Consider the following 22294-nt stretch of genomic DNA (forward strand, 5'->3'; position numbering starts at 1 on the left):
TCGACCCTAGCGTGTCGTCACCGGTGACACGGCCGTCCTCGGCCTGCGTCTCAGTGCGACACCGCGACGGGCAGCGCGGTGACCCGGGGCAGCACCTCCGCGCCGACCCGTTCCGCCTCCTCGCGGTGCGGCCAGCCGGAGAGGATGAACTCGTCGACGCCGTTGTGGGCGTACTCGTCGATCCGGGCCGCGACCTCGGCGTAGCTGCCGACCAGGGCGGTGCCCGCGCCCTCGCGGACCAGGCCGATGCCGGCCCACAGGTTGGTCGCGACGGCGAGGCGTCCGCTGCCGCCGCCGTGCAGCGCGGTCATCCGGGCCTGGCCGACGGAGTCCATCCGGCCGAACCGGGCCTGGGCGGCGGCGATCCGCTCCGGGCTCATCCCGGCCCGCAGCCGGTCGGCCTCGGCCCACGCCTCGGCGGCGGTGTGCCGGGCGATGACGTGCAGCCGCAGCCCGGTGCGCAGGGTGCGCCCCAGCTCGGCGGCGCGGGCCCGGACCCGGGCCACCCGGGTGGCGATCGCCGCCGGCGGCTCGCCCCACATCAGGTACGCGTCGGCCTGCCGGGCGGCGACCGCCTCGGCGGCCGGGGACGCGCCACCGAGGTAGACCGGTGGCGGGTCGGTCAGCGGGCTGGCGAGCCCGCCGCCGTCGACCCGGTAGTGCTCGCCGGCGAAGTCGAATGGGCCGCCGCGCCAGGAGCGGCGGAGCACCTCGATGAACTCACCGGTGCGGGCGTAGCGGGCGTCGTGGTCGAGGAAGTCGCCGTACGCCCGCTGCTCGGTGGGGTCGCCGCCGGTGACGACGTTGAGCGCGAGCCGCCCGCCGGAGACCGCCTGGAACGCCTCGGCCTGCTGGGCGACCAGGGTGGGCAGGGCGAAGCCGGCGCGTACGGCGACCAGCAGGCCGATCCGCCCGGTGTGCTGGGCGACCGCGGCGCAGATGATCCACGGATCGGGGCAGCCGGAGCCGACCGGGGTGAGCAGCGCGCTGAACCCGCCCGCCTCGGCGGCCCGGGCCACCTCGGTCAGATATCCGACGGTGGCGGCCCGTGTGTGCCGGGCCGCGCCGGCGGTGACGGTGGCCGCGCCGACCTGGTCGCCGTCGCCGGAGGTGGGGAGGAACCAGTGGAAGGTCATGTCGGCCGCCCTCTCGCCGTGTCCCGCCCGGTCTACCTCGCCGGGGGCAGCTAAACCTATCAAGAAGGTAGGAAAACCAGGAATATCCGAGAACCGACCTCCCACGATGTGGACGGCGCTTGACGCCACTGGACCCCTGGCCCACTCTTCCTACCAACTAAATAGGAATACTGCGGATTGGACAGATGATGAGACGGCTCCCCTTCCGTCGGCTGATCTCCCTCGCCACCCTCGCCGCCGTCGGCGTGGCCACGATGGGAACCACCGCGGCGTGCGGTGACGACGACAGCGCCACCGGCGGCGGCGACTCCGGCCCGGTCACCCTGCGGCTGGGCTACTTCCCCAACATCACGCACGCCCCGGCCGTGGTCGGCGTCGAGAAGGGCATCTTCGCGGAGAAGCTCGGCAGCGACGTCAAGCTGGAGACCAAGACGTTCAACGCCGGCCCGGCCGCCATCGAGGCGATCTTCTCCGGCGCGCTGGACGCCACGTACATCGGCCCGAACCCGACGGTGAACGCGTTCTCCAAGTCCAAGGGTGAGGCCGTCCGGGTCATCTCCGGCGCCGCCTCCGGCGGGGTCGCCCTGGTGGTCAAGCCCGGGATCACCTCGGTCGAGCAGCTGCGCGGCAAGAAGATCGCCACCCCGCAGCTCGGCAACACCCAGGACGTCGCCATCCGCTACTGGCTCAAGGAGAAGGGCCTCAAGACCACCAAGGAGGGCGGCGGCGACGTCAAGATCGTCCCGCAGGAGAACGCCCAGACGGTCGAGACCTTCTCCAGCGGCTCGATCGACGGCGCGTGGGTGCCTGAGCCGTTCGTCTCCCGGCTGGTCAACGCCGGCGGCACGGTCCTCGTCGACGAGCGGGACCTCTGGCCGGACAAGAAGTTCGTCATCACCAACCTGATCGTCTCCACCAAGTTCCTCAAGGCCCACCCCGAGACGGTGAAGAAGCTGGTCGAGGGGCAGGTCGCGGCGAACGACTTCGTCAACACCAAGCCGGACGAGGCCCAGCAGGCCATCTCCGACCACATCGGCAAGATCACCGGCAAGCCGCTGGACCTCAAGCTGATCAAGCAGGCGTGGCCCACCCTGCTGTTCACCAACGACCCCATCGCGTCCTCGCTCAAGACCGGGCTCGACCACGCCGTCGCGGTCGAGTTGACCCAGCCGGTCGACCTCGACGGCCTCTACGACCTGAAGTACCTCAACGAGGTGCTCAAGACGCAGGGCCAGGCCGAGGTCACCCAGCCGTGACGTCGACCACGACGCCGCCGCAGAGCGCGACCGCCGCGGTCGCGCTCTCCGGCGTGACCAAGGTGTACGGGCGCGGGACGAACGCCGTCCTCGCCCTGGACGGGGTCAGCCTCGACGTCCGGCCCGGGGAGTTCGTCTGCCTCGTCGGCGCGTCCGGCTGCGGCAAGAGCACCCTGCTCAACCTCGTCGCCGGGCTGGACCGGGCGCAGGGCGGCACCATCACGGTGGCCGACGACGCCCACCCCGGCCTGATGTTCCAGGAGCCGGCGCTGTTCCCCTGGCTGACCGTCGAGGCCAACGTCGAGGTGCCGTTGAAGCTGCGCGGGCTGCCCCGGGCCGAGCGTCGGGAACGGGTGGCGGAGCTGCTGCGCACCGTCCACCTGTCCGACTTCGGCCGCAAGCGGCCGCACGAGCTGTCCGGCGGCATGCGGCAGCGGGTCGCCCTGGCCCGCACCCTCGCCCTGGACACCCCGGTCCTGCTGATGGACGAGCCGTTCGGCGCGCTCGACGCGATGACCCGGGACATCCTGCACGACGAACTCGAACGCATCTGGGCGGAACGGCAGCTCACCGTGCTGTTCGTGACGCACAACGTCCGGGAGGCGGCCCGGCTCGCCGACCGGATCATCCTGCTCAGCAGCCGGCCCGGGCGGATCATCTGGTCCACGGAGGTGAACGTGCCCCGACCCCGGCGCATCGACTCCCCCGAGGTCGCCGCGATCGCCTCCGAGGTCACCGACCGACTCCGTACCGAGGTGGGCCGCCATGGCAAATGACACCCTGACCGGCGCGGCCCGTACCGACGCGGAGATCTCCGGGCTCGACGCCCTGGAGATCGCCGGCCGGGAGAAGGAGGTCTCCCGGGGTGCCCGGCTCTGGGCGTCCACCTGGCCCAAGCTCGCCGCGCTCGCCATCGCCATCGGGCTGTGGCAGGTGGTGGTCTGGAGCGGGTGGAAGCCGCCGTACTCGCTGCCCGGCCCGGTCACCGTCGCCGAGGAACTGGCCCGGCAGGCCGGCGGGCGGCAGCTCTGGGACGGGCTCGCCACCACCCTGCAACGGGCCGCGCTCGGCTACGTCTTCTCGGTCGCGGTCGGCCTGCTCGTCGGCCTGGCGGTGGCCCGGTCGAAGGTGCTGCGGGCGGCGATCGGCTCGATGATCACCGCGTTGCAGACGATGCCGTCGATCGCCTGGTTCCCGCTGGCCATCCTGCTGTTCGAGCTGAGCGAGAAGGCGATCTTCTTCGTGGTGGTGCTCGGTGCCGCGCCGTCCATCGCCAACGGGGTGATCAGCGGCGTCGACTACGTGCCGCCGCTGCTGGTCCGGGCCGGACGCAACCTCGGCGCGCGCGGGCTGAACCTCTACCGGTACGTCATCGCGCCGGCCGCGCTGCCCGCCATCGTCGCCGGGCTCAAGCAGGGCTGGGCCTTCTCCTGGCGCAGCCTGATGGCCGGTGAGCTGCTGGTGGTCGGCATCTCGCAGACGTCCCTGGGAGCCCAGCTCACCTACTCCCGGGAGTTGTCCGACGCGCCCTGGCTGCTCTCCACGATGATCGTCATCCTGGTCGTCGGGTTGGTGGTCGACGCCGCGTTCGGGGCGGCCGACCGGGCGATCCGCCGCCGCTGGGGCGTACTGGACCAGGCTGGTCAGTGACGTGTACATCTCCGCGCGCAGCGACTACGCGCTCCGGGCCATGCTCGCCGTCGCCGCGGGCGGCGGCGGGACCACCCGCCCCGACGGCGGGACCACCCGCCCCGACGGCGGCGACGGCAGCCGACCTGACGGCGGTGGGGAACTGGTCAAGGCGGCGAGCCTGGCGCGGGCGCAGGGCATCCCGCTGAGCTTCCTGCAGGGCATCCTGCTCGACCTGCGCCGCGCCGGCCTGCTGCACAGTCACCGGGGCACCGAGGGTGGCTACGCGCTGACCCGTCCCGCCTCGCAGATCAGCGTCGGGGACGTGCTGCGCGCCGTCGGTGGTTCCCTGACCACCGTACGGGGGCTGCCCGCCGAGGACGCCGGCTACCACGGGGTGGCCGCCGGCCTGCGCGACGTGTGGCTCGCGGTGGACGGTGCGATCGCCGTGGTGGTGGACCGGACCACGCTGACCGACCTGCTCACCCACCAGGAGCAGGAGCAGGCCCCGGCCCGCTGACGGGTTGCCCGTCCGGCCGTCGGTCCCCCAGGACCCGGCGGTCGGACGGGACGCCCGGACCTAACTCTCCCGCGGGAGCCTCAGCCGGCGGTCAGCTCGACCGTCGGCGGACGCCCCTCGTCGGGGCTGTGCAGTTCGACCAGCCCGGCCGGGGCGGCGCGCCCCGGCCTCGGGTGCCAGGGTGCGAACGCCGCGACCATGGCGAGCAGGAGCCCGGCACCCGCCACGGCGAACACCACCAGTAGCTCGCGCCCCGCCCCCGACTCGGCGTCGCCCCCCATGGTCACCCCTCCCGTGCCCGACCGTGCCGGCCGGTTCTTCCCCCGGGAGCAAGCTTCGACCAGCCGGACCGCATGGAACAGTCACCGATCGGACGCAATAGAGCCGGCAAGCCGACCCAACCCGACGCATGATCACCGAGGGTCCGCACCCGACCCCGCACCGTCCCCGAACTGCGACGACACGCGACCGCACCGACTCAGGTGAGCCGATGTCGCGGCATCCGCAACACGCCTACACCCGCAACATCGGCCCCGTTGAGTCGATCTCCGCCGAGCGGTCGCGGTGCCGCCAGCGGCGGACCGGGAACGCGACGGTCAGGCGGTACGGGGGCGACGCGGGCGACGGGACCGGCCCGACGTCCGGTGCGGGCGGCCACCCTCGCCGCCACCACCGACGGCGGCCCGCGAACGGCCGCCCTCACCACCGGCAGCGTGAGACCGACCGCCCTCACCGCCGGCGGTACGGGACCGACCGCCCTCGCCACCGGCACGGGACCGGGCGGCCGGGGCGGGCGTCGGGGCGACGATGGTCACCGGCACGCCGGACGGCTCACGGGCCCCGGTCACCCGGGCCAGCGCGCCGTCGCCGAGGCGTACCTGGGTCGACTGCGGGGTGATACCGGCGACGCTCATCAGCCGGGAGACGTCCCGACGCTGCTCCGGCAGGACCAGGGTGACCACCTGACCGGCCTCACCGGCCCGCGCGGTCCGGCCACCCCGGTGCAGGTAGTCCTTCGCCTCGGTCGGCGGGTCCACGTTGACCACCATGTCGAGGCCGTCGACGTGGATGCCCCGGGCCGCCACGTCGGTGGCGACCAGCGCGGTCACCTGGCCGGTGCGGAACTGCTCCAGGATGCGGGTGCGCTGCGGCTGGGACTTCCCCCCGTGCAGCGCCGCGGCACGTACGCCCTTGGCGAGCAGTTGCCGGGCCATCCGGTCGGCGCGGTGCTTGGTCGCCATGAACAGGATGGTGCGGCCCTCACGGGCGGCGATCTGGGTCAGCGCGGCGGGCTTGTCGGCCGCGTCGACGTGCAGGACGTGGTGGGTCATCGCGGTCACCGTGGCGGTGCCCGGGTCCACCGAGTGCGACACCGGGTTGCTGAGGAACCGGCGCACGAGGCGGTCCACCCCGCCGTCGAGGGTCGCCGAGAAGAGCATCCGCTGGCCGTTCGGGGCGACCTGCTCCAGCAGCTTGGTCACCTGCGGCAGGAAGCCCATGTCGGCCATCTGGTCGGCCTCGTCGAGCACGGTGACGGCGACCTGGTCGAGCCGGGCGTCACCCCGGTTGATCAGGTCGTGCAGCCGGCCCGGGGTGGCGACCAGCACCTCGGCCCCGGCGCGCAGCGCGTCCGCCTGCCGTTGCAGGGACAGGCCACCCACGACGGTGACACAGCGCAACCCCAGCGCCCGGGCGTACGGGGTCAGTGCCGTGGTGACCTGGGCGGCCAGCTCCCGGGTGGGGACCAGCACCAGGGCGAGCGGCCGGCCGGGGCGGGCCCGGTGTCCGGCGGTGCGGTGCAGCAGCGGGAGCCCGAAGGCGAGGGTCTTGCCGGAGCCGGTGCGGCCCCGGCCGAGCACGTCCCGGCCGGCCAACGAATCCGGCAGGGTGGCCGCCTGGATCGGGAACGGCTCGGTGATGCCCTGCGCGGTCAGCTCGGCGAGCAGCGCCGGCGCGAGGCCGGTCGCGGCGAAGGTGGGAACGGTCATGGTCATGCGGAAATGGCCTTCCTCGACGCGGCACGTGTCGAGGGAGGGCGCCGGGAGCCGGCGCGGTCGCCGACGGAGCTGTCCGTCGGGGACTCACAAGCACGAACCGATGGGTTACGGGAGCCGGTCCGCCGCAGCACGCCGCGTCCCGCCGGAGCGGGGGGCGGCGCGGCGGACCGGTCCGTCACCGGGTCCGGAGGACCCGGAGGGTGTTACCGGACGATCCGAAGATCAGAGCGGACGGATGTTCTCCGCCTGCGGGCCCTTCTGGCCCTGGGTCACCTCGAACTCGACCCGCTGGTTCTCGTCCAGGCTCCGGTAGCCGGAGGTCTGGATCGCCGAGAAGTGGGCGAAGACGTCGGCGCCGCCGCCGTCCGGGGTGATGAAGCCGAAGCCCTTGTCAGCGTTGAACCACTTGACGGTGCCAATTGCCATCTGTTTCGTCTCCTTGACGGAACGTCGGACCCGCACCTGTTGCGGGCCCGAAGAGTAGCGCTCCGCGCGGGATGCGCGAATCGCCTGTTGTTTTTGGTCGCCCCGCCCGGAGAACTCCGGACACAACAAAGAGCGCCTGGGGCCACAATCCGCCAGGCGCACACAGAGTCTCTGGAAACCAAAACTGCAACAAGAGCAACTTACCACGGATCTGCCGCCGCGCCACCCCCCACCTGATTTTCCGGCAACCCGGCGATGATCGCGGTCAGCCCGTCGGCGTCCAGCAGGTCGGCCGGGCGCACCGTCACCCCCTCCCGGACGTAGTGGAAGGCGGCCCCCACCCGGTCCACCGGCACCCCGGCCAGCTCCGCCCAGGCCAGCCGGTAGACGGCGAGCTGCACCGCGACCACCTCGGCCTCCGCGCCGGTCGGCTGCCGTCCGGTCTTCCAGTCGACCACGTCGTACCGGCCGCCGGGGCGGGAGAAGACGGCGTCCATCCGGCCCCGGACCACCACCCCGGCCAGCACCGTGGCGAACGGCACCTCCACCTCCACCGGCACCCGATCGGCCCACTCGCTGGCCAGGAAGCGTTCCTGGAGCTCGGCCAGCGCCCCGTCGGGCGCGGCGTCCGCGTCGGCGGCACCCGGCAACTCGTCCACGTCGAGCAGCCGGTCGATGCCGAACCGGGACTCCAGCCAGGCGTGGAAGGCGGTGCCCCGCCTGGCGTACGGGCTGGGTGGGGTGGGCATCGGCCGGCGCAGCGTACGGGCCAGTTGGGCCGGGTCCCGGCGCAGGGCCACCAGCTGGGTCACCGACAGGTGGTCGGGCAGCGTCACCTCGACCGCCTCGGCCTGCCGCAGCAGCTCCGCCCGCTCGGCCAGCAGCAGGTCCGCCTCCCGCCGCCACCGCACCACCTCCGGATCGGGCTCCGGAGCAGCCCCTTCCCCGCCCGCCGGCTGCGGATCAGCCGCCTGCGCACCCGTCGCCGGTGGGCCCGCAGCCGCCTGGTCCACCGACTGTGGACCCGTCGCCGCCGGGGTGCCGGGGGCGGGAGCACGGTGGGCCGCGTCGGGATCGGCGAGGAAGCGGCGGACCAGGGCCGCCGCCTCGGTCAGCGCCGGTCGGCGCGGGCCCAGCGGGTCGGCCGGCCACTCCGCCCGCAACACCAGCGCGGTGGTCGGATTGACCGCGTCACCCGCCGGTTCGGGCGCCCACTCGTCGATCAGCAGGCCGTCCCCACCGGCCAGGCAGGCGTCGTACACCTCGCGGAGCAGCACCGACGGGCCGCGGAACCGCTTGGTCCCCTCCCCCCACCAGTACCCGGAGCAGAGCAGCAGCCGCCGGGGCCGGGTCACCGCCACGTACGCCAGCCGGCGTTCCTCGCGTTCGTCGTGCGCCCGCCAGGCGTCGGTGAAGTCGGTCACCGCCCGCGCCACCCCGCGCTGGTCGGTCACCTCCGCGAGGTCGAGCACGGGCAGCCCGTCGGCGTCGCCGCGCAGCGGGAACGGCAGCACCCCGAGCCCGCCCAGCCAGTGGTCGGAGTTGCGGACCTGACCGGGCCAGCCGCCCCGGGTCAGCCCGGCGACCGCGACGACGTCCCACTCCAGGCCCTTGGCGGCGTGCGCGGTGAGCACCTGCACCGCGCCGTCGACCACCTCCACCTCGCCCGGGGACAGCCCCCGCTCCTCGTCCTCGGCGGCGGCCAGGTAGGCCAGGAAACCGGCGAGCGTCGCCGCCGGGGTCTCGCCGCTGAACCGGGCCGCCACGTCACCGAGCGCGTCCAGGTGCCCCCGGGCCAGTCCGGCGTCGCCGGTGCCGTCCCGGCCGGCCCGGACCGCCACCTCGACGTCCAGCCCGATGGTGCGTTCCACGTCCGCGATCAGCTCCGGCAGCGTCTGGTCCAGCCGGTAGCGCAGCAGGGCCAGTTCCATCCCGTACGACCGCAGCCGCGCGTAGCCCTCCGCCGAGTACGCCTGCGCCGGCCCGAGATCGGCCAGCGCCTCCACCAGGGTCGCCTCGTCGAGGGCGTCCACCACGATCTCCGGCCCGTCGTCGCCGGTCACCTCCCGGCGGGCGCGGGCGATGGCGCGCGCCCGCCGGTGCAGGGCCACCAGGTCACGCGGCCCGATCCGCCAGCGCGCCCCGGTCAGCAGGCGCAGCAGCGCCGCGCCGTCGGTCGGGTCGGCGAGCACCCGCAGGGTGCAGACCACGTCCCGTACCTCGGGAGTGTCCAGCAGCCCGCCCAGGCCGACCACCTCGACCGGCAGCCCCCGGGCCCGCAGGGCCGCCTCGATCGCCGGGATCTGGCTGCGGACCCGGACCAGCACTGCGGTGGAGGGGCGCTGCGGCACCGGGATGTGCTCGGGCAGCGCGCCGGGCATCCGGGCCGCCCCCCGCCAGGCGGCGAGCACGCTGTCGGCGATCCAGTCCGCCTCGTCGACGTACGTGGGCAGCAGCGCGCAGTGCACGGTGCCGGCGGCCCGCCCGCGCGGGCTGCGGTGCGGGATCGGGTCGCGGACGCTCAACGCGGCGTGCAGCTCCGGCACCCGGGCGCCGGCCGCCCGCAGCGGCACCGACAGCGCGTTGGCCACCCCGAGGATCTCCGGCCGGTTACGCCAACTGGTGGTGAGGCTCATCGCGTCGGCGGGGGTGCCGTCGGCGCGGGCGAAGTCGGTGGGGAACCGGTCGAGCGTGCCGGCGCTGGCCCCCCGCCAGCCGTAGATCGACTGGCAGGGGTCGCCGACGGCGGTGACCGGGTGACCGCCGCCGAAGAGGTGGTTGAGCAGCACCACCTGGGCGTGGCTGGTGTCCTGGTACTCGTCGAGCAGCACCACCCGGTAACGGTCCCGCTCGACCGCGCCGACCGCCGGGTGGTCGCGGGCCACCCGGGCGGCGCGGGCGAGCTGGTCGGCGAAGTCCATCGCCTCGAAGTCGTCCTTGCGCCGGGCGTACGCCCGCACCAGCGGCAGCAGCTTGAGCCGGGTCCGCTGGAGCTGGAGCGCCCTGCGCACGTCGGCGTAGACGCGGCCCGGGTGGGACTGCACCTCGGCGAAGAACCGGCCCGTCCAGGCGGCCAGCGTGTCCGGGTCGACCAGGTGCTCGTCCAGCTCGCCGGCCAGCGCGAGCACGGCGTCGGTGATGGTGCTGGGCATCCGGTCGACCTCGGACATGTCGCCGTCGTAGTTGCGGACCAGCAGGTCGACGAGCTGCCAGCGGGACGCCTCGGTGAGCAGCCGGGTGGTCGGCTCGTAGCCCGCCCGCAGCCCGTGCTCGGTGACGATCCGCCCGGCGTACGAGTGGTAGGTGGCGACGGTGGGCTCGCCGGCCAGCGGATCGTCGAGCGGGTTGCGGGCCCGCCGGCCGAGCCGCCGCACCAACTGGTCCAGCCGGGTACGCACCCGGTGCGCCAGCTCACCGGCCGCCTTGCGGGTGAAGGTCAGCCCGAGGATCTGCTCCGGGCGCACGTACGAGTTGGCGACCAGCCAGACCACCCGGGCGGCCATCGTCTCGGTCTTGCCCGAACCGGCGCCCGCCACCACCAGCAGCGGCGCGACCGGCGCCGCGATGATCGCGGCCTGTTCGGCCGTGGGGGCGGGCAGTCGCAGCAGCCGGGCCAGCTCCACCGGCGTGTAGCGCGGCCCGGCGTCGGCGGCGCGCGGCGCGGGGGTGGCGGCGCTGAACAGGGTCGGCTGGGTCACCGCTGCACCTCATGGCCGGTGGCCGGCGGCTCCACGACCTGCCGGCCCTGCCCGGAGACCGGGCAACTGGTCCGCACCGGGCAGACCCGGCACTTCGCGTTGGCGACGGCGGCGAAGGTCGAGGCGGCCATCGTATCGGCGGTGCGCCGGACCAGGGCGGTGGCCCAGCCCGCCTCGGGACCCTGCCCGGCGGCGGGCTGGGTCTGCTCGCGCGCGTCCTTCGCGCCGGTGCCGAGCTGCACCAGCGCCGCGCCCCCGGCCTCGTCGCCGAACTCGGCGAACCCGCCCGCCTCCACCGCCGCCTGGTACGCCCCGAGCTGCGGATGCTCGGCCATCTCCCGCTCGGTGACCGCCGTCGACTTGCCGGTCTTGAGGTCGATCACCACGAGCCGCCCGTCGGCGTCGACCTCCAGCCGGTCGACCCGGCCGGTCAGCTCGACCGGGCGGGTCGGGTCGTCGAGGCGGACCGCGAACTCGTGCTCGATGGCGAGCAGCCGGCGCGGGTTGCCGGCCAGCCAGCGCAGCAGCTTGTCCACCATGGCCTCGGCGCGTTCCCGTTCCGGGCCGACCATCCAACGCGCGGCCAGCTCGATCGCGTCGAACCGGGCGGCCACGTACTCCAGCAGGGCCGTCCGGTCGGCGCTGGCGTCCTCGGCCAGCATCGCGGCGGCGTGCACCAGGTTGCCGACGCCCTGCGCGGCGCTGGCCGGCCCACTGCCGCCGTGCCGCTCCAGCAGCCAGCGCAGGCTGCACCGCAGCGCGCTCTCCATCCCCGACGGGGTGACCCGCACCGGTTCACCCTCATCCACCAGCGGCCGGTCGTCGGAGAGGCTGCGCAGGCCCCACCAGTCGTCCGGGTGCGCGCCGGGGATGCCGGCGGCGGCCAGCCGGGCCAGTTCGGCCGCCGCCGCGCGCCGCCGGGCCACCGACGCCGCCGGATCGACGATCGCGGTACGCAGCTCCGCCACCAGCGCGGAGAGGGTGAGCGCCCGGGGCGGCCGCCCGACGGGAAGTTCCCGGGACGCCCCCTCCCCCGGTTCCCCGGACACGTCCTCACCCGGCTCCCCGGGTTCCCCGTCGGATGACCGGCCCGCTTCGCTCCCGCCACGGTGGGCAGCACCCGGATCCTGGAGGGAAAGTGCCCCTCCGGGGGCCGTTTCCTGCCAGGATCTCTGATCCTCCACGCCGACGGCGGCGACAGCGGGGCCGGGTGGGGTGGTGGGGCCACCGTCGGGGGTGACCGGGGTGGGGCCGATTCCGGCAGGGCCGTCTCCGGTGGGGCCGTCTCCGGTGGGGCCGTCTCCGGTGGGGCCGTCTCCGTCCTGGTCGGTGACGCCGAGTTCGTGCAGGAAGCGGCTGGGCTGCTCCTCGTGGTCGTCGCCGCCGACCGCCGCCGAGGCGACGGCGGTGACCAGCAGCCGCCGCCGGGCCCGGGTCACCGCGACGTGGAACAGCCGGCGTTCCTCGTCGAGCAGCGCGGAGGTCTGCCCGACCAGGCTGGCCCGGGTGCCGGTGCCGTCCGCCCGGCCGACCAGCACGTCGACCAGCCGTTCCGAGCCGAGCAGGCTGCCCCGCAGCCGCAGGTCGGGCCAGACGCCCTCCTGCACGCCGGCCACCGCGACCAGGTCCCACTCCAGGCCCTTGGCGGCGTGCGCGGTGAGCAGGCGCATCGCCTCGCCCCGGTCGGCGCTGGCCGCCAGGGTGTCGGCCGGCAGGTCCTGGCCGAGGACGTGGTCGAGGAAGACCTCGGTCCGCGCGCCGGGCAGCCGGTCGACGAACCGGGCCGCCGCGTCGAAGAGCACGAGCACCGCGTCGAGGTCCCGGTCGGCGGCCTCGGCCCGCCAGCGCTGGGCGGTCTCGTGCTCCCCGGTGGCCGCCCGCCCCCGGTTGATCGCCCCCGCCCAGCGTTCGGCGAGCCCGCTGGCGTCCCACACCGCCCACAGCACGTCCTCGGCGGTCGCCCCGGGCACGGCCGCCGCCGTCCGCGCGGTGGCGAGCAGCTCAGCCACCGTACGGGCCGGTTCGACCCAGCGCCGTTCGATGCCGGCCAGCTCCGCCGGGTCGGCGAGCGCCTCGACGATCAGCTCGCCGGAGGGCCGCCGGTCGCCCCGGGCCAGCGCGAGCGCCCGCAGCCCCTGGCGCAGCCGCCGCTCGGCGAGCGGGTCGGCCCCACCCAGCGGCGAGTGCAGCAACGCGATCGCGGACTCCTCGTCGAGCCGGGCCGGTTCGAGCGCGCAGCGCAGCAGGAGCAGCAGCGGGGCGACCGCCGGTTGCAGGTGCAGCGGCAGGTCCTCGCCGTGCACGACGGTGGGCACCCCGGCGGTGTGCAGCGCCCGGCGCAGCGACGGCAGGTGCAGGTGGGTCGAGCGGACCAGCACCGCCATCGCCGACCAGGGCACCCCGTCGAGCAGGTGGGCGGAGCGCAGCGCGTGGGCCAGCCAGGCGGCCTCGCTGGTGGCCGAGCGGAAGGTGCGCACCTCGACGCTGCCGGGCGGCGCGTCGGGCAGGGGTCGCAGCCGCCGGTGCCCGGCCGGGCCACGCAGCCGCCGGGCGAGTCGACCGGTGGCACCGAGCAGCACCGCACCGGCCCGGTACGAGGTGGTGAGGGTGACCTGCGCCGCCGGTGCCCCCGAGGCCGTCCGGAACCGGTGCGGAAAGGCGGTCACCACGGCCGGGTCGGCACCCCGGAAGGCGTACGTGGAGGAGTCCGGGTCGGCGAACGCCACCAGGGAACGGCCGCCCCCGGCCAGGACGGCCAGCAGGTCCTGTTGGGCCGGGTCGGTGTCGGCCAGCTCGTCGACGTAGACGTGGGCCAGCCGACGACGCTCGGCCGCCAACAGCTCCGGATCGTCGAGGAGCATGCCGGTGGCCGCCCGCACCAGCTCGGCCGGGTCGTACGCCACGGAACCCCGGTTGCCGACGTCGCGCAGGGCGAGGACGGCGACGTACTCCCGCAGGAACCGGGCGGCGGCCGGCCAGTCGGCGCGGCCCAGCTTCTCCCCCAGCCGGGCCAGCTCGACCGGTCCGACGCCGCGTTCGGCGGCCCGCATCAGCAGGTCACGCAACTGGGCGGCGAACGCCCGGGTACGCAGGGCGGGGAGCAGGTCGTCCGGCCAGCCGACCGGGTCGTCGTCGGATTCGCCGCCGACGACGTCGAGCAACTCCCGGATGATCAGATCCTGTTCGGGGCCGGTGAGCAGCCGGGGGGACGGTTCACCCCGCTCGGCGGCGGCCCGGCGCAGCAGCCCGAAGGCGTACGCCGGGAAGGTGCGGACCAGCGGCTCCCGCAGCACCCGGTGGCCGTCGGCGGCGATCCGGGCCTCGATCCGGTGCCGCAGCCCGGTGGCCTGCCGGCGGCTGAAGGTGAGCACCAGCAGGCGTTCCGGGTCGACCCCCTCGGCGACCCGGGCGGCGACCGCCTCGACCAGCGTGCCGGTCTTGCCGGTGCCCGGCCCGCCGAGGACCAGCATCGGCCCGTCGGTGTGCGCCACCACCTGCGCCTGGAGCGGATCGTGAAGTCGCCCGTCGGGGCGCAGGTCGTCGCCCGCCGGACCCCGGACCGGTGGCCTCTCCTCGGGGCGCGCGACATCACCCGCCGACCCCCCGGGCCGCGGCTCCCCCTCGACGCCCGCACCGGCCCGCACCGGCCCCTCGGCCGGCCCGCCGTGCCGACCGTCCCCCCGAACGCTCGCGGCGGACCGCCCGTCGTGCGGGCCCGGTCCGGCAGGTCGGCGCACCAGCCGGTACCCCTGCACCCCCACATCCCACCATGTCGGTACGACACCACCCACCGCACCACCCCGCCAGGTTCCGACGCGGCGCGGCCCGGCCTGTCCCGGCGCGGACCGACGCGGCGTGACCCGGCCCGGCCCGGCGTGACCCGCCCCGGCCCGGCCCCTCGGTCAGGGCAGCCGGGCTTCCAGGGCGTCGATCGCGGTGGCGACGGTCGGGGTGACCGCGAGCAGGTCCAGGCCGGCCGGCTTCAGGAAGGTCTGGTCGGTGATCGTGCCCAGCCAGTCGAGCAGCGGGCGGTAGAAGCCGTCGGTGTCGACCAGCACCATCGGCTTGGCGTGCATGGCCAGGGTGGCGGTGGTCCAGACCTCGAACAGCTCGTCCAGGGTGCCCAGGCCGCCGGGCAGGGTGAGGAACGCGTCCGACTTCTCGATCATGACGGTCTTGCGGCTGGCCATGCCGTCGGTGACCAGCAGTTCGTCCGAGGCCAGGTCGGCGACCTCCAGGTCCACCAGCGCCTGCGGGATCACCCCGACGGTACGCCCGCCGGCCGCCCGCGCCCCGTCGACGAGCGCGCCCATCATGCCGACGCAGCCGCCGCCGCTGACCAGCGTGTGCCCGCGCCGGGCCAGCTCCGCCCCGGTCTCGGCGGCCAGATCCAGCCAGCGCTGGTCGAGGGTGCGGGAGGACGCGCAGAACACACAGATCGCCGCCACCGGCTCAGTCCTCCCCACCGTCGACGACGCCCCGGCCCGCGCCGCCGGACCCGGTGCCGTTGGACGCCGTACCCGGGGAGGGGGTGGCGGTGTCGGCGGCCCGGCGGGCGGCCTGCTGGTCGGCGGCGGTACGCGCCACCGCCGCCTCGCGGACCGCCTCCTGGTCGGCGGCGAGCGCCGCCTCGGCCTCGACGATGTGCCGGACCGCGGCGTCCACGTCGTCGGTGAGGCAGATCAGCTCCAGGTCCACCGGGCCGATCTTGCCCTCGGCGGCCATGCTGTCCCGCAGCCAGTCGAGTAGGCCCCGCCAGTAGTCGGTGCCCATCAGCACCACCGGGAACCGGGTCACCTTGCCGGTCTGCACCAGCGTCAACGCCTCGAACAGCTCGTCCATGGTGCCGAACCCACCCGGCAGCACGACGAACGCCTGGGCGTACTTGACGAACATGGTCTTGCGGGCGAAGAAGTAACGGAAGTCGATGGCCAGGTCGACCCAGTCGTTGAGCCCCTGCTCGAAGGGGAGTTCGATGCCCAGCCCGACGGAGAGGCCGCCGGCCTCGCTGGCCCCCCGGTTGGCCGCCTCCATCACACCGGGTCCACCGCCGGTGATCACCGCGTATCCGGCCCGGGCGAGACCCGCGCCCAACTCCTCGGCCAGCCGGCACTCCGGACTGTCGGGTTTACTACGCGCGGAGCCGAAGACGCTCACGGCGGGCGGCAGGTCGGCAAGCGTGTCGAAGCCCTCGACGAACTCGGCGAGGATGCGCAGCGCGCGCCAGGCGTCCTTGGTCTTCCAGTCGCTGCGTCCCCGGGAGTCGAGCAACCGCTGGTCAGCCGTGCTGGTGGGGATCGCGCCACGGCGCAGCGTGACCGCCCCCCGGTGCCGCTCCGGATCGCGGCCAGACTGCCGCCCGTTGGTCTGACTCATGACAGCCACCGTAGTGGAGACGCACGTCAGGGCGGTGCCGGCCGACGGGTCGGAGAAAAAGTTCGCGATCTTGGGCAACTAATTCTGTCGCCCGTACGTCTTACTATTCACATACCGGGTATGGCCCGGCGCGCGCCTTCGGGGGAGGAGCAAGCGTGATCAGCAACAACGAACGGATGCGGATCCGTCGGCAGATGCAGCGAAGGATCAACGAGGTGGTGGCCGAGCGCCGCCGCGCCCGACAGTTGGAGGTGCCGGTGGAGCCGGCAGCCCCGTCCGTCGAGCCCACCGAGCCCGACAGTCCCCGTCTCACCACGGTCTGACAGCACCGGCCCGACCCGCGTCACCCGGCCGGCCGCCGCCTCACACCCCTGGCCGGCCATCCGGACCTTCACCCGTACGAACCGAGGCCCCCGCGGTCCCCCGACCCCGGGGGCCTCACCACACCCACCGCACCCTGCCGGCCCCGCCGCCCGACGCCGTTGCCCCCCGGTGATCAAGAGGTTTGCGTCACGGGAGAGCGCTCTCGATGACGCAAACCTCTTGATCACCGGGGCCGGCCGAGGCCGGGCGGGGCGGGACCGGCCGGGGTGGGGTGGTCAGGCGGGGGCCAGCCAGCGGTGGAGGGTGGCGGCGCCGTCGCGGATCTTGGTGAGTTCGACGTGTTCGTCCCTGTGGTGGGCGAGGTTGGGGTCGCCGGGGCCGAAGTTCAGCGCGGGGATGCCCATCGCCGCGAACCGGGCCACGTCGGTCCAGCCCAGCTTGCCGATCGGGGCGGCACCCACGGCCGCCAGGAACTCCTGGGCCACCGGCGCGTCGAGTCCCGGGGCCGCGCCGGCCGCCGCGTCGGTGATCGCCAGGTCGTAGCCGGCGAAGACCTCCCGCAGGTGCGCCTCGGCCGCCGCCGGGTCACGGTCCGGGGCGTACCGGTAGTTGATCTCGATCTCGCAGCGGTCGGGGACGACGTTGCCGGCCACGCCGCCGTCGATCCGTACCGCGTTGAGGCCCTCGCGGTAGTCGCAGCCGTCGATGGTGACCCGCCGGGCCCGGTACTCGCCGAGGCGGCGGAGCACCTCGCCCGCGCCGTGGATGGCGTTGACCCCGCGCCAGGACCGGGCCACGTGGGCGCGTTCGCCCGGCACCGTGACGATCGCCCGCATGGTGCCCTGGCAGCCGGCCTCGACGATGCCGTACGTCGGTTCCAGCAGCACCGCGAAGTCGGCCCGGAGCCACTCGGGGTGGGCCTCGGCGACCAGGGTGAGCCCGTTGTACCGGGACTCGATCTCCTCGGCCTCGTAGAAGAAGTACGTCACGTCGTACCGGGGGTCGGGCAGGGTCACCGCCAGGTGCAGCGCGAAGGCCACCCCGGACTTCATGTCGGAGGTGCCGCAGCCGTACATCAGGTCCCCGCGCATGGTCGACGGGAAGTTGTCGTTGTGCGGCACCGTGTCCAGGTGCCCGGCGAGCACCACCCGCGAGGACCGGCCGAGATCCGTCCGCGCCATCACGGTGTTGCCGTGCCGGAAGGTGCTCAGGTGCGGCACCCGGCGCAGCACCTCCTCGACACAGTCGGCGATGGCCTTCTCGTCGAGGGAGACGGACTCGATGTCGACGAGGGCGCGGGTCAGTGCCACCGGATCGGCCAGGACCTCGGGGGTCAGCGGGTTCTCCATGATTCGCACGGTACCGTCCTGGACGGTGGGTGTGAGGGGTGAGCCCACCGGCCCCGCAGCCGCGAACGAGAGGGTAGAACAGTGACGTCCCAATCCGCCTGGGGTATCGGCCTGGCCACCGTGACCGCCGCCGAGCAGGTGCTCGACACCTGGTACCCGACCGGCAAGCTCGGTCTGGGTGAGCTGCCGCTGGTCCCCGGCGAGGACCAGGCCGACGTGCTGGACCTGCCGCCCGGCGCGATCGGCGAGCGGGCCCTGCCGGGTCTGCGTACGGTGCAGGTGGTCACCGTGATCGGCGCGCTGGACGAGCCGATCAAGGACGCCGCCGACGCGTACCTGCGGCTGCACCTGCTCTCCCACCGCCTGGTGCGGCCCAACGAGCTGAACCTCGACGGCATCTTCGGCCACCTGGCGAACGTCGCCTGGACCTCGGCCGGCCCGTGCCCGCCCGGCCGGGTGGACGAGCTGCGGGTGATCGAGCGGGCCGCCGGCCGCCACCTGGCCGTGTACGGGGTGGACAAGTTCCCCCGGATGACCGACTACGTGGTGCCCGCCGGGGTGCGGATCGCCGACGCGGACCGGGTCCGGCTCGGCGCGCACCTCGCCGCCGGCACCACCGTGATGCACGAGGGCTTCGTCAACTTCAACGCCGGCACGCTTGGCGCCTCGATGGTCGAGGGCCGGATCGTGCAGGGCGTGGTGGTCGGTGACGGCTCCGACATCGGCGGCGGCGCGTCGATCATGGGCACCCTCTCCGGCGGCGGCACCGACCGGGTGCGCATCGGGGCACGGAGCCTGATCGGCGCGAACGCCGGGGTCGGCATCTCGCTCGGCGACGACTGCGTGGTCGAGGCGGGCTGCTACGTCACCGCCGCCTCGAAAATCACGCTGCCGGACGGTCGGGTGGTGAAGGCCCGCGAGTTGTCCGGCGTCGACGGCCTGCTGTTCTGGCGCAACTCGGTGACCGGGGCGCTGGAGGCGAAGCCGCGCACCGGCCAGGGCATCACGCTCAACGCCGCCCTGCACGCCAACGACTGACCGGGGTCGGGGCGCACGCGCCCCGACCCCGGCCACCCCGCCGGGCCCGCCTGGGAGCGGACCCGGCGGTTCCGGCTCACTTCAGGCGGTACGCCTGGATGATCCGGGTGCTCGCGGTGTTGCCCTCGGTGTCCCGGGCGGTCGCCCGCAGGGACGCGTAGCCGGCCCCCGCCGGGTGCCTGACCAGCGCCACCGTGCCCTGGCCCGGCACCTTCACCACGGTCGCCCGTCGCCAGGTCCTCCCCCCGTCGTACGACACGTCGACGCCGAGCTTCGCCAGCTTGGCGGTGCCGGCGCCCGGCTGCCGTCGTACCTGCACCGGGACGGCGAAGACCTGCCCGGCCGGGGCGGTATTGTCGGCCCTGAGCTGCGGGGTAAACCGGATCTCCGACAGCGGCAGCGGCTTCGGCGTGTCACCTGCCACGTGCCCGGAGCGGAACGTCCAGCTCGCCTCCACCTCGGTGCCGAGGTCGGTGAGGCTCCGCGTCGCCGCGACGGTCAGCTTGTAGTCGCCGGCCGCCTTCGGCACGGTGAACTCGCCGTACCCCGGGTTGTCGGTCTCCTCCACCAGCGTGCCGTTGCGCCACAGCGCGGTACGTGCGCTGTCGGTCAGTGACCCGCCGGGGTGCCCGGCCGCGTCGGCGTGCAGCGCCACGCTCACCAGGATGGTGTCCCCGGTCCGGGTGACACCGTCCCCCGGCCAGCGCGGGGCGGGCAGGGACGGCCCGAGCGGCGCCGCACCCCAGGTCTCGGTGGCCCGCCGGCCGGGCTGGTACTTCGTGGGCGGGGTCACCAGGACCGCCTGGACGTCGAGCCAGCCCGCTTCCGGGTCGCGGACGCCGAAGTCCAGCTCGGACTCCCAGCGCATCCCCCTGGTGCTGTAGTGCTCGGTGCGCTGGCCGGGCAGGTCGGTGGGCAGGACGACCGCCCAGCCGCCGAGGTTGTAGCCGCTGTCCGGGAAGACCAGCCGCTCGGCTTCCATCTTGGGGTACGGGTCACGGAACTTGTGCACCACCGTGGCCAGGTCGCCCCGCCGGTAGTCGCGTACCAGCCCGCTGGGCAGCTTGCCCGGCACGACCTCGCCCAGCGCGTACAGGTAGGGGCTGACCTCGGCCTCCCGGTCGGCCCACTGGCTGTTGAAGGTGGCGACGAACTCGTCGGCCGGCACCGCCCTGCCGAGTTGCCCGGTGGACAGCCCGTCGAAGGTGTCGAAGGAGACGATGCCGAAGCCGTAGCTGCCGTCGTCGGGCAGCAGGTAGTTGGCGCTGATGTCGACCAGGGAGACCTTGGCGTCGGCCTGCGGCACGGTCATCCGTACCGGCTTGGCCTTCCGCAGGTCGACGGTGACCGCGGTGTCGCCGTCGACCACCAGTTCCGGCTGGGCGAGCATGGCCAGGCCGCCCGACTCCCCGTCCGGGCCCGGCTCGAAGAAGACGCTGCCCAGCCCGTACCTGCCCTTGGGGACCCGGAGTTCGACGACGCCGTCGGCCTCGAACACGTCGCGCACGTCGCCGTCGGCGAGGTCGACCAGGGTGGTCGAGTAGTCGCCGCCCGGCTCGCCGCTGCGGTCGAGGTGGGTGAGCGTGACGGTGTAGCTCTCCACCTCCCGGTGCACGGCCAGCGGGGTCACCGCGACGGTGCCGCCGGAGCGGGCCACCACCCGGCCGGTCCAGTAGCCGTCGACGCCGAGCCGGGTGTTCGCGGTGACTGTGGTCTCGGCCCGGCCGCCCGCCGGCACGGTGATCCGGTTGACGCCGAGGGTGAACATGCCGGCCGGCGCGGCGGCCCCGCCCGGCCCCTTGACCTCGACGGTCAGGTCGAGGGTGAGCGGCGTGGTGCCGCCGTTGTGCCAGGCGACGGTCCGGGTGATCGGGGCGTCGTCGCCGTGCGGCCACAGGGCCCGGCCGAACGAGACGCTTACCGGGTCGGTGGTGACCTGCTCGGTGATGGCCCGGGTCAGGTCCACCCGGCCGGCGCCCTGCTCGTAGGCGGTCTGCGTCGGGTGCGGCTTCGCGGCGGCCATCAGGGTCGCCTTGAGCTGCCCGGCCTTCCAGCCCGGGTGCTGCTGGGCGAGCAGCGCCACCGAGCCGGCCACGTGCGGGGTGGCCATCGACGTGCCGGAGAGCGCGACGTACCTCGTGCCGACCGGGTCGCCGATCTGGCCGTCGACCGAGCGGGCGGCCACGATGTCGACGCCGGGGGCGGTGATGTCGGGCTTGAGCGCGTCGTCGCCGACGCGGGGGCCCCGGCTGGAGAAGTCGGCGAGTTCGTCGTCCCGGTCGACCGCGCCGACGGCGAGCGCGGCGTCGGCGGTGGACGGCGAGCCGACCGAGCCGTCCGAGCCGTCGTTACCGGCGGCGATGACGAAGAGGCTGCCGGTCTGGGCGGTCAGCGTCTGGACGGCCTCCTCCAGCGGGTCGACCTCGGGGGTGTCGCCACCGCCGAGGCTCATGTTGACCACGGCGGCCTTCTTCTCGGTGGTGGCCCACTGCATCCCGGCCAGGATCGCCGACTCGGCGCAGCCGAACTCTTCGCAGACCTTGCCGTCGAGCAGCGTCGCGTCCGGCGCGACGCCCCGGTACTTCCCGCCGGAGGCGGCACCGCTGCCGGCGATGGTGGAGGCGACGTGGGTGCCGTGTCCGACGGTGTCCCGCTGGTCGGGCGTGTCGCTGAAGTTGCGGGCCTCGCCGACCTTGCCGGCGAGGTCGGGGTGGGTGGCGTCGATGCCGGTGTCCAGCACCGCGACGGTCACCCCCTTACCGGTCCAGCCGGCCGCCCAGGCGGTGGGCGCGCCGATCTGGGGCACGCTGTGGTCGAGGGAGAGCGCGCGCCGTCCGTCCAACCAGATCCGCTCGACGCCCCCTGCCGCGTCGAGCCGGGCTCCGGCGTCGCCGCCGGTCAGCGTCGACCAGACCGCGCCGGTCGAGGACTTGCCGGCGGTCAGCGCCGCGCCCTGGATCGCCGGCAGGTCGCGGGTCACCCGGGTGCCCGGCAGCACGGCCGCGCCGCGCCGGGCCTGCCCCTCGCGGTACGACACCAGCAGCGGCAGGTTGTCGCGGTGGGCGTCGTCGTAGCGGGCGGCGATCAGGCCGGTGACGTCGAACAGCCGCCTGTCGACCTGCCCGGAGCGCAGCAGCGGCACCGCGTCGCGGGGCACCACGGAGAGGTGGCCGCGTTCCCGGCGGACCAGGAACTGCTGGTGTTCCCGGCCGACGCCGGGGCGCACGGCGGCACCGCCGGTGCGGGTGACGGTGACCTGGTCCCCGGTGATCAGGGTGACGGTGCTGGAGCCGGCGGCCGGCGTGGCGGGCCGGGGCGCGGCGGGGCCGGTGGGCGCGGCGTGCGCGCCCGTCGCCGGCAGACCGAGGGCCAGGGCGAGCACCAGCCCGCCGGCCGCGGTTCTTCTGCTTCGGTGCAACGGAACCTCCTTCTGGGACGTCTACAACACAGGAGCCCATCGAGATGACCAGTCACCTCACGACGACCGAGTCACATCGACGCCTCAGAATTACATACCGAGTATGTAAAAAGAAGTCCGAGGGATG

The 22294-nt window shown here is 74.4% G+C and carries 16 protein-coding genes; 6 read left to right on the plus strand and 10 right to left on the minus strand.

All coding sequences use genetic code 11. The features are described from left to right. Nucleotides 1-50: 50 nt before the first annotated feature. Entirely contained in the window at nt 51-1136 is a 1086-nt protein-coding gene (locus B5D80_RS13735; RefSeq protein ID WP_088644246.1) for an LLM class flavin-dependent oxidoreductase, read from the minus strand. Between the two features lie 188 nt (nt 1137-1324). Here B5D80_RS13735 and B5D80_RS13740 point away from each other — a divergent pair, with 188 nt between their 5' ends. From B5D80_RS13740 to B5D80_RS13755, 4 genes are read left to right on the plus strand one after another with little or no spacing between them, the layout of a single operon-like run. After that, nucleotides 1325-2392: an ABC transporter substrate-binding protein gene (locus B5D80_RS13740; RefSeq protein WP_088644285.1), complete on the plus strand. Its 1068-nt coding sequence runs from the start codon at nt 1325-1327 to the stop codon at nt 2390-2392. Then, complete coding sequence (locus B5D80_RS13745) at nt 2389-3168, plus strand: ABC transporter ATP-binding protein (protein WP_088644247.1); 780 nt, start codon at nt 2389-2391, stop codon at nt 3166-3168. Before B5D80_RS13740 ends, B5D80_RS13745 begins: the two co-directional genes overlap by 4 nt. Next, nucleotides 3158-4042 (plus strand): ABC transporter permease, encoded by an 885-nt coding sequence (locus B5D80_RS13750; protein ID WP_088644248.1) that lies wholly within the window; start codon nt 3158-3160, stop codon nt 4040-4042. Before B5D80_RS13745 ends, B5D80_RS13750 begins: the two co-directional genes overlap by 11 nt. A gap of 1 nt (nt 4043) precedes the next feature. After that, entirely contained in the window at nt 4044-4541 is a 498-nt protein-coding gene (locus tag B5D80_RS13755) for an RrF2 family transcriptional regulator (protein ID WP_088644249.1), read from the plus strand. 80 nt (nt 4542-4621) lie between these two features. Here the strand turns inward: B5D80_RS13755 and B5D80_RS13760 are convergent, their stop codons facing one another. The 7 genes from B5D80_RS13760 to B5D80_RS13790 all read right to left on the minus strand — a co-directional run bounded on the left by B5D80_RS13760 (nt 4622) and on the right by B5D80_RS13790 (nt 16038). Then, complete coding sequence (locus tag B5D80_RS13760) at nt 4622-4822, minus strand: hypothetical protein (protein ID WP_088644250.1); 201 nt, start codon at nt 4820-4822, stop codon at nt 4622-4624. Nucleotides 4823-5137: 315 nt separating this feature from the next. Further along, on the minus strand, nt 5138-6535 hold the full coding sequence (locus B5D80_RS13765) for a DEAD/DEAH box helicase (protein ID WP_088644251.1): 1398 nt from the start codon (nt 6533-6535) through the stop codon (nt 5138-5140). Between the two features lie 225 nt (nt 6536-6760). Next, nucleotides 6761-6964 (minus strand): cold-shock protein, encoded by a 204-nt coding sequence (locus tag B5D80_RS13770; protein WP_067374184.1) that lies wholly within the window; start codon nt 6962-6964, stop codon nt 6761-6763. Between the two features lie 200 nt (nt 6965-7164). Next, complete coding sequence (locus tag B5D80_RS13775; RefSeq protein WP_088644252.1) at nt 7165-10662, minus strand: ATP-dependent helicase; 3498 nt, start codon at nt 10660-10662, stop codon at nt 7165-7167. Beyond that, nucleotides 10659-14417: an ATP-dependent helicase gene (locus B5D80_RS13780; protein WP_425437208.1), complete on the minus strand. Its 3759-nt coding sequence runs from the start codon at nt 14415-14417 to the stop codon at nt 10659-10661. The genes B5D80_RS13775 and B5D80_RS13780 overlap by 4 nt, the downstream gene beginning before the upstream one ends. Before the next feature lie 147 nt (nt 14418-14564). Continuing rightward, nucleotides 14565-15110: an LOG family protein gene (locus B5D80_RS13785; protein ID WP_088644253.1), complete on the minus strand. Its 546-nt coding sequence runs from the start codon at nt 15108-15110 to the stop codon at nt 14565-14567. A gap of 4 nt (nt 15111-15114) precedes the next feature. After that, complete coding sequence (locus B5D80_RS13790) at nt 15115-16038, minus strand: LOG family protein (RefSeq protein WP_245854549.1); 924 nt, start codon at nt 16036-16038, stop codon at nt 15115-15117. Nucleotides 16039-16193: 155 nt separating this feature from the next. Between B5D80_RS13790 and B5D80_RS33350 the strand changes: the two genes are divergently transcribed. Further along, complete coding sequence (locus B5D80_RS33350) at nt 16194-16361, plus strand: hypothetical protein (RefSeq protein ID WP_158224170.1); 168 nt, start codon at nt 16194-16196, stop codon at nt 16359-16361. Between the two features lie 276 nt (nt 16362-16637). On the opposite strand, the gene dapE is transcribed toward B5D80_RS33350, so the two are convergent. Beyond that, entirely contained in the window at nt 16638-17711 is a 1074-nt protein-coding gene (gene dapE / locus B5D80_RS13795; protein ID WP_088644254.1) for a succinyl-diaminopimelate desuccinylase, read from the minus strand. Between the two features lie 81 nt (nt 17712-17792). Between dapE and dapD the strand changes: the two genes are divergently transcribed. After that, a complete protein-coding gene (gene dapD / locus B5D80_RS13800; protein ID WP_088644255.1) occupies nt 17793-18749 on the plus strand; it encodes a 2,3,4,5-tetrahydropyridine-2,6-dicarboxylate N-succinyltransferase in 957 nt (318 codons plus the stop codon). 76 nt (nt 18750-18825) lie between these two features. Here dapD and B5D80_RS13805 read toward each other — a convergent pair whose 3' ends face one another. Next, nucleotides 18826-22167 (minus strand): S8 family serine peptidase, encoded by a 3342-nt coding sequence (locus tag B5D80_RS13805; protein WP_088644256.1) that lies wholly within the window; start codon nt 22165-22167, stop codon nt 18826-18828. Between the last annotated feature and the right edge of the window lie 127 nt (nt 22168-22294).

The organism is Micromonospora wenchangensis, assembly GCF_002210435.1.
GTDB classification, from domain to species: domain Bacteria; phylum Actinomycetota; class Actinomycetes; order Mycobacteriales; family Micromonosporaceae; genus Micromonospora; species Micromonospora wenchangensis.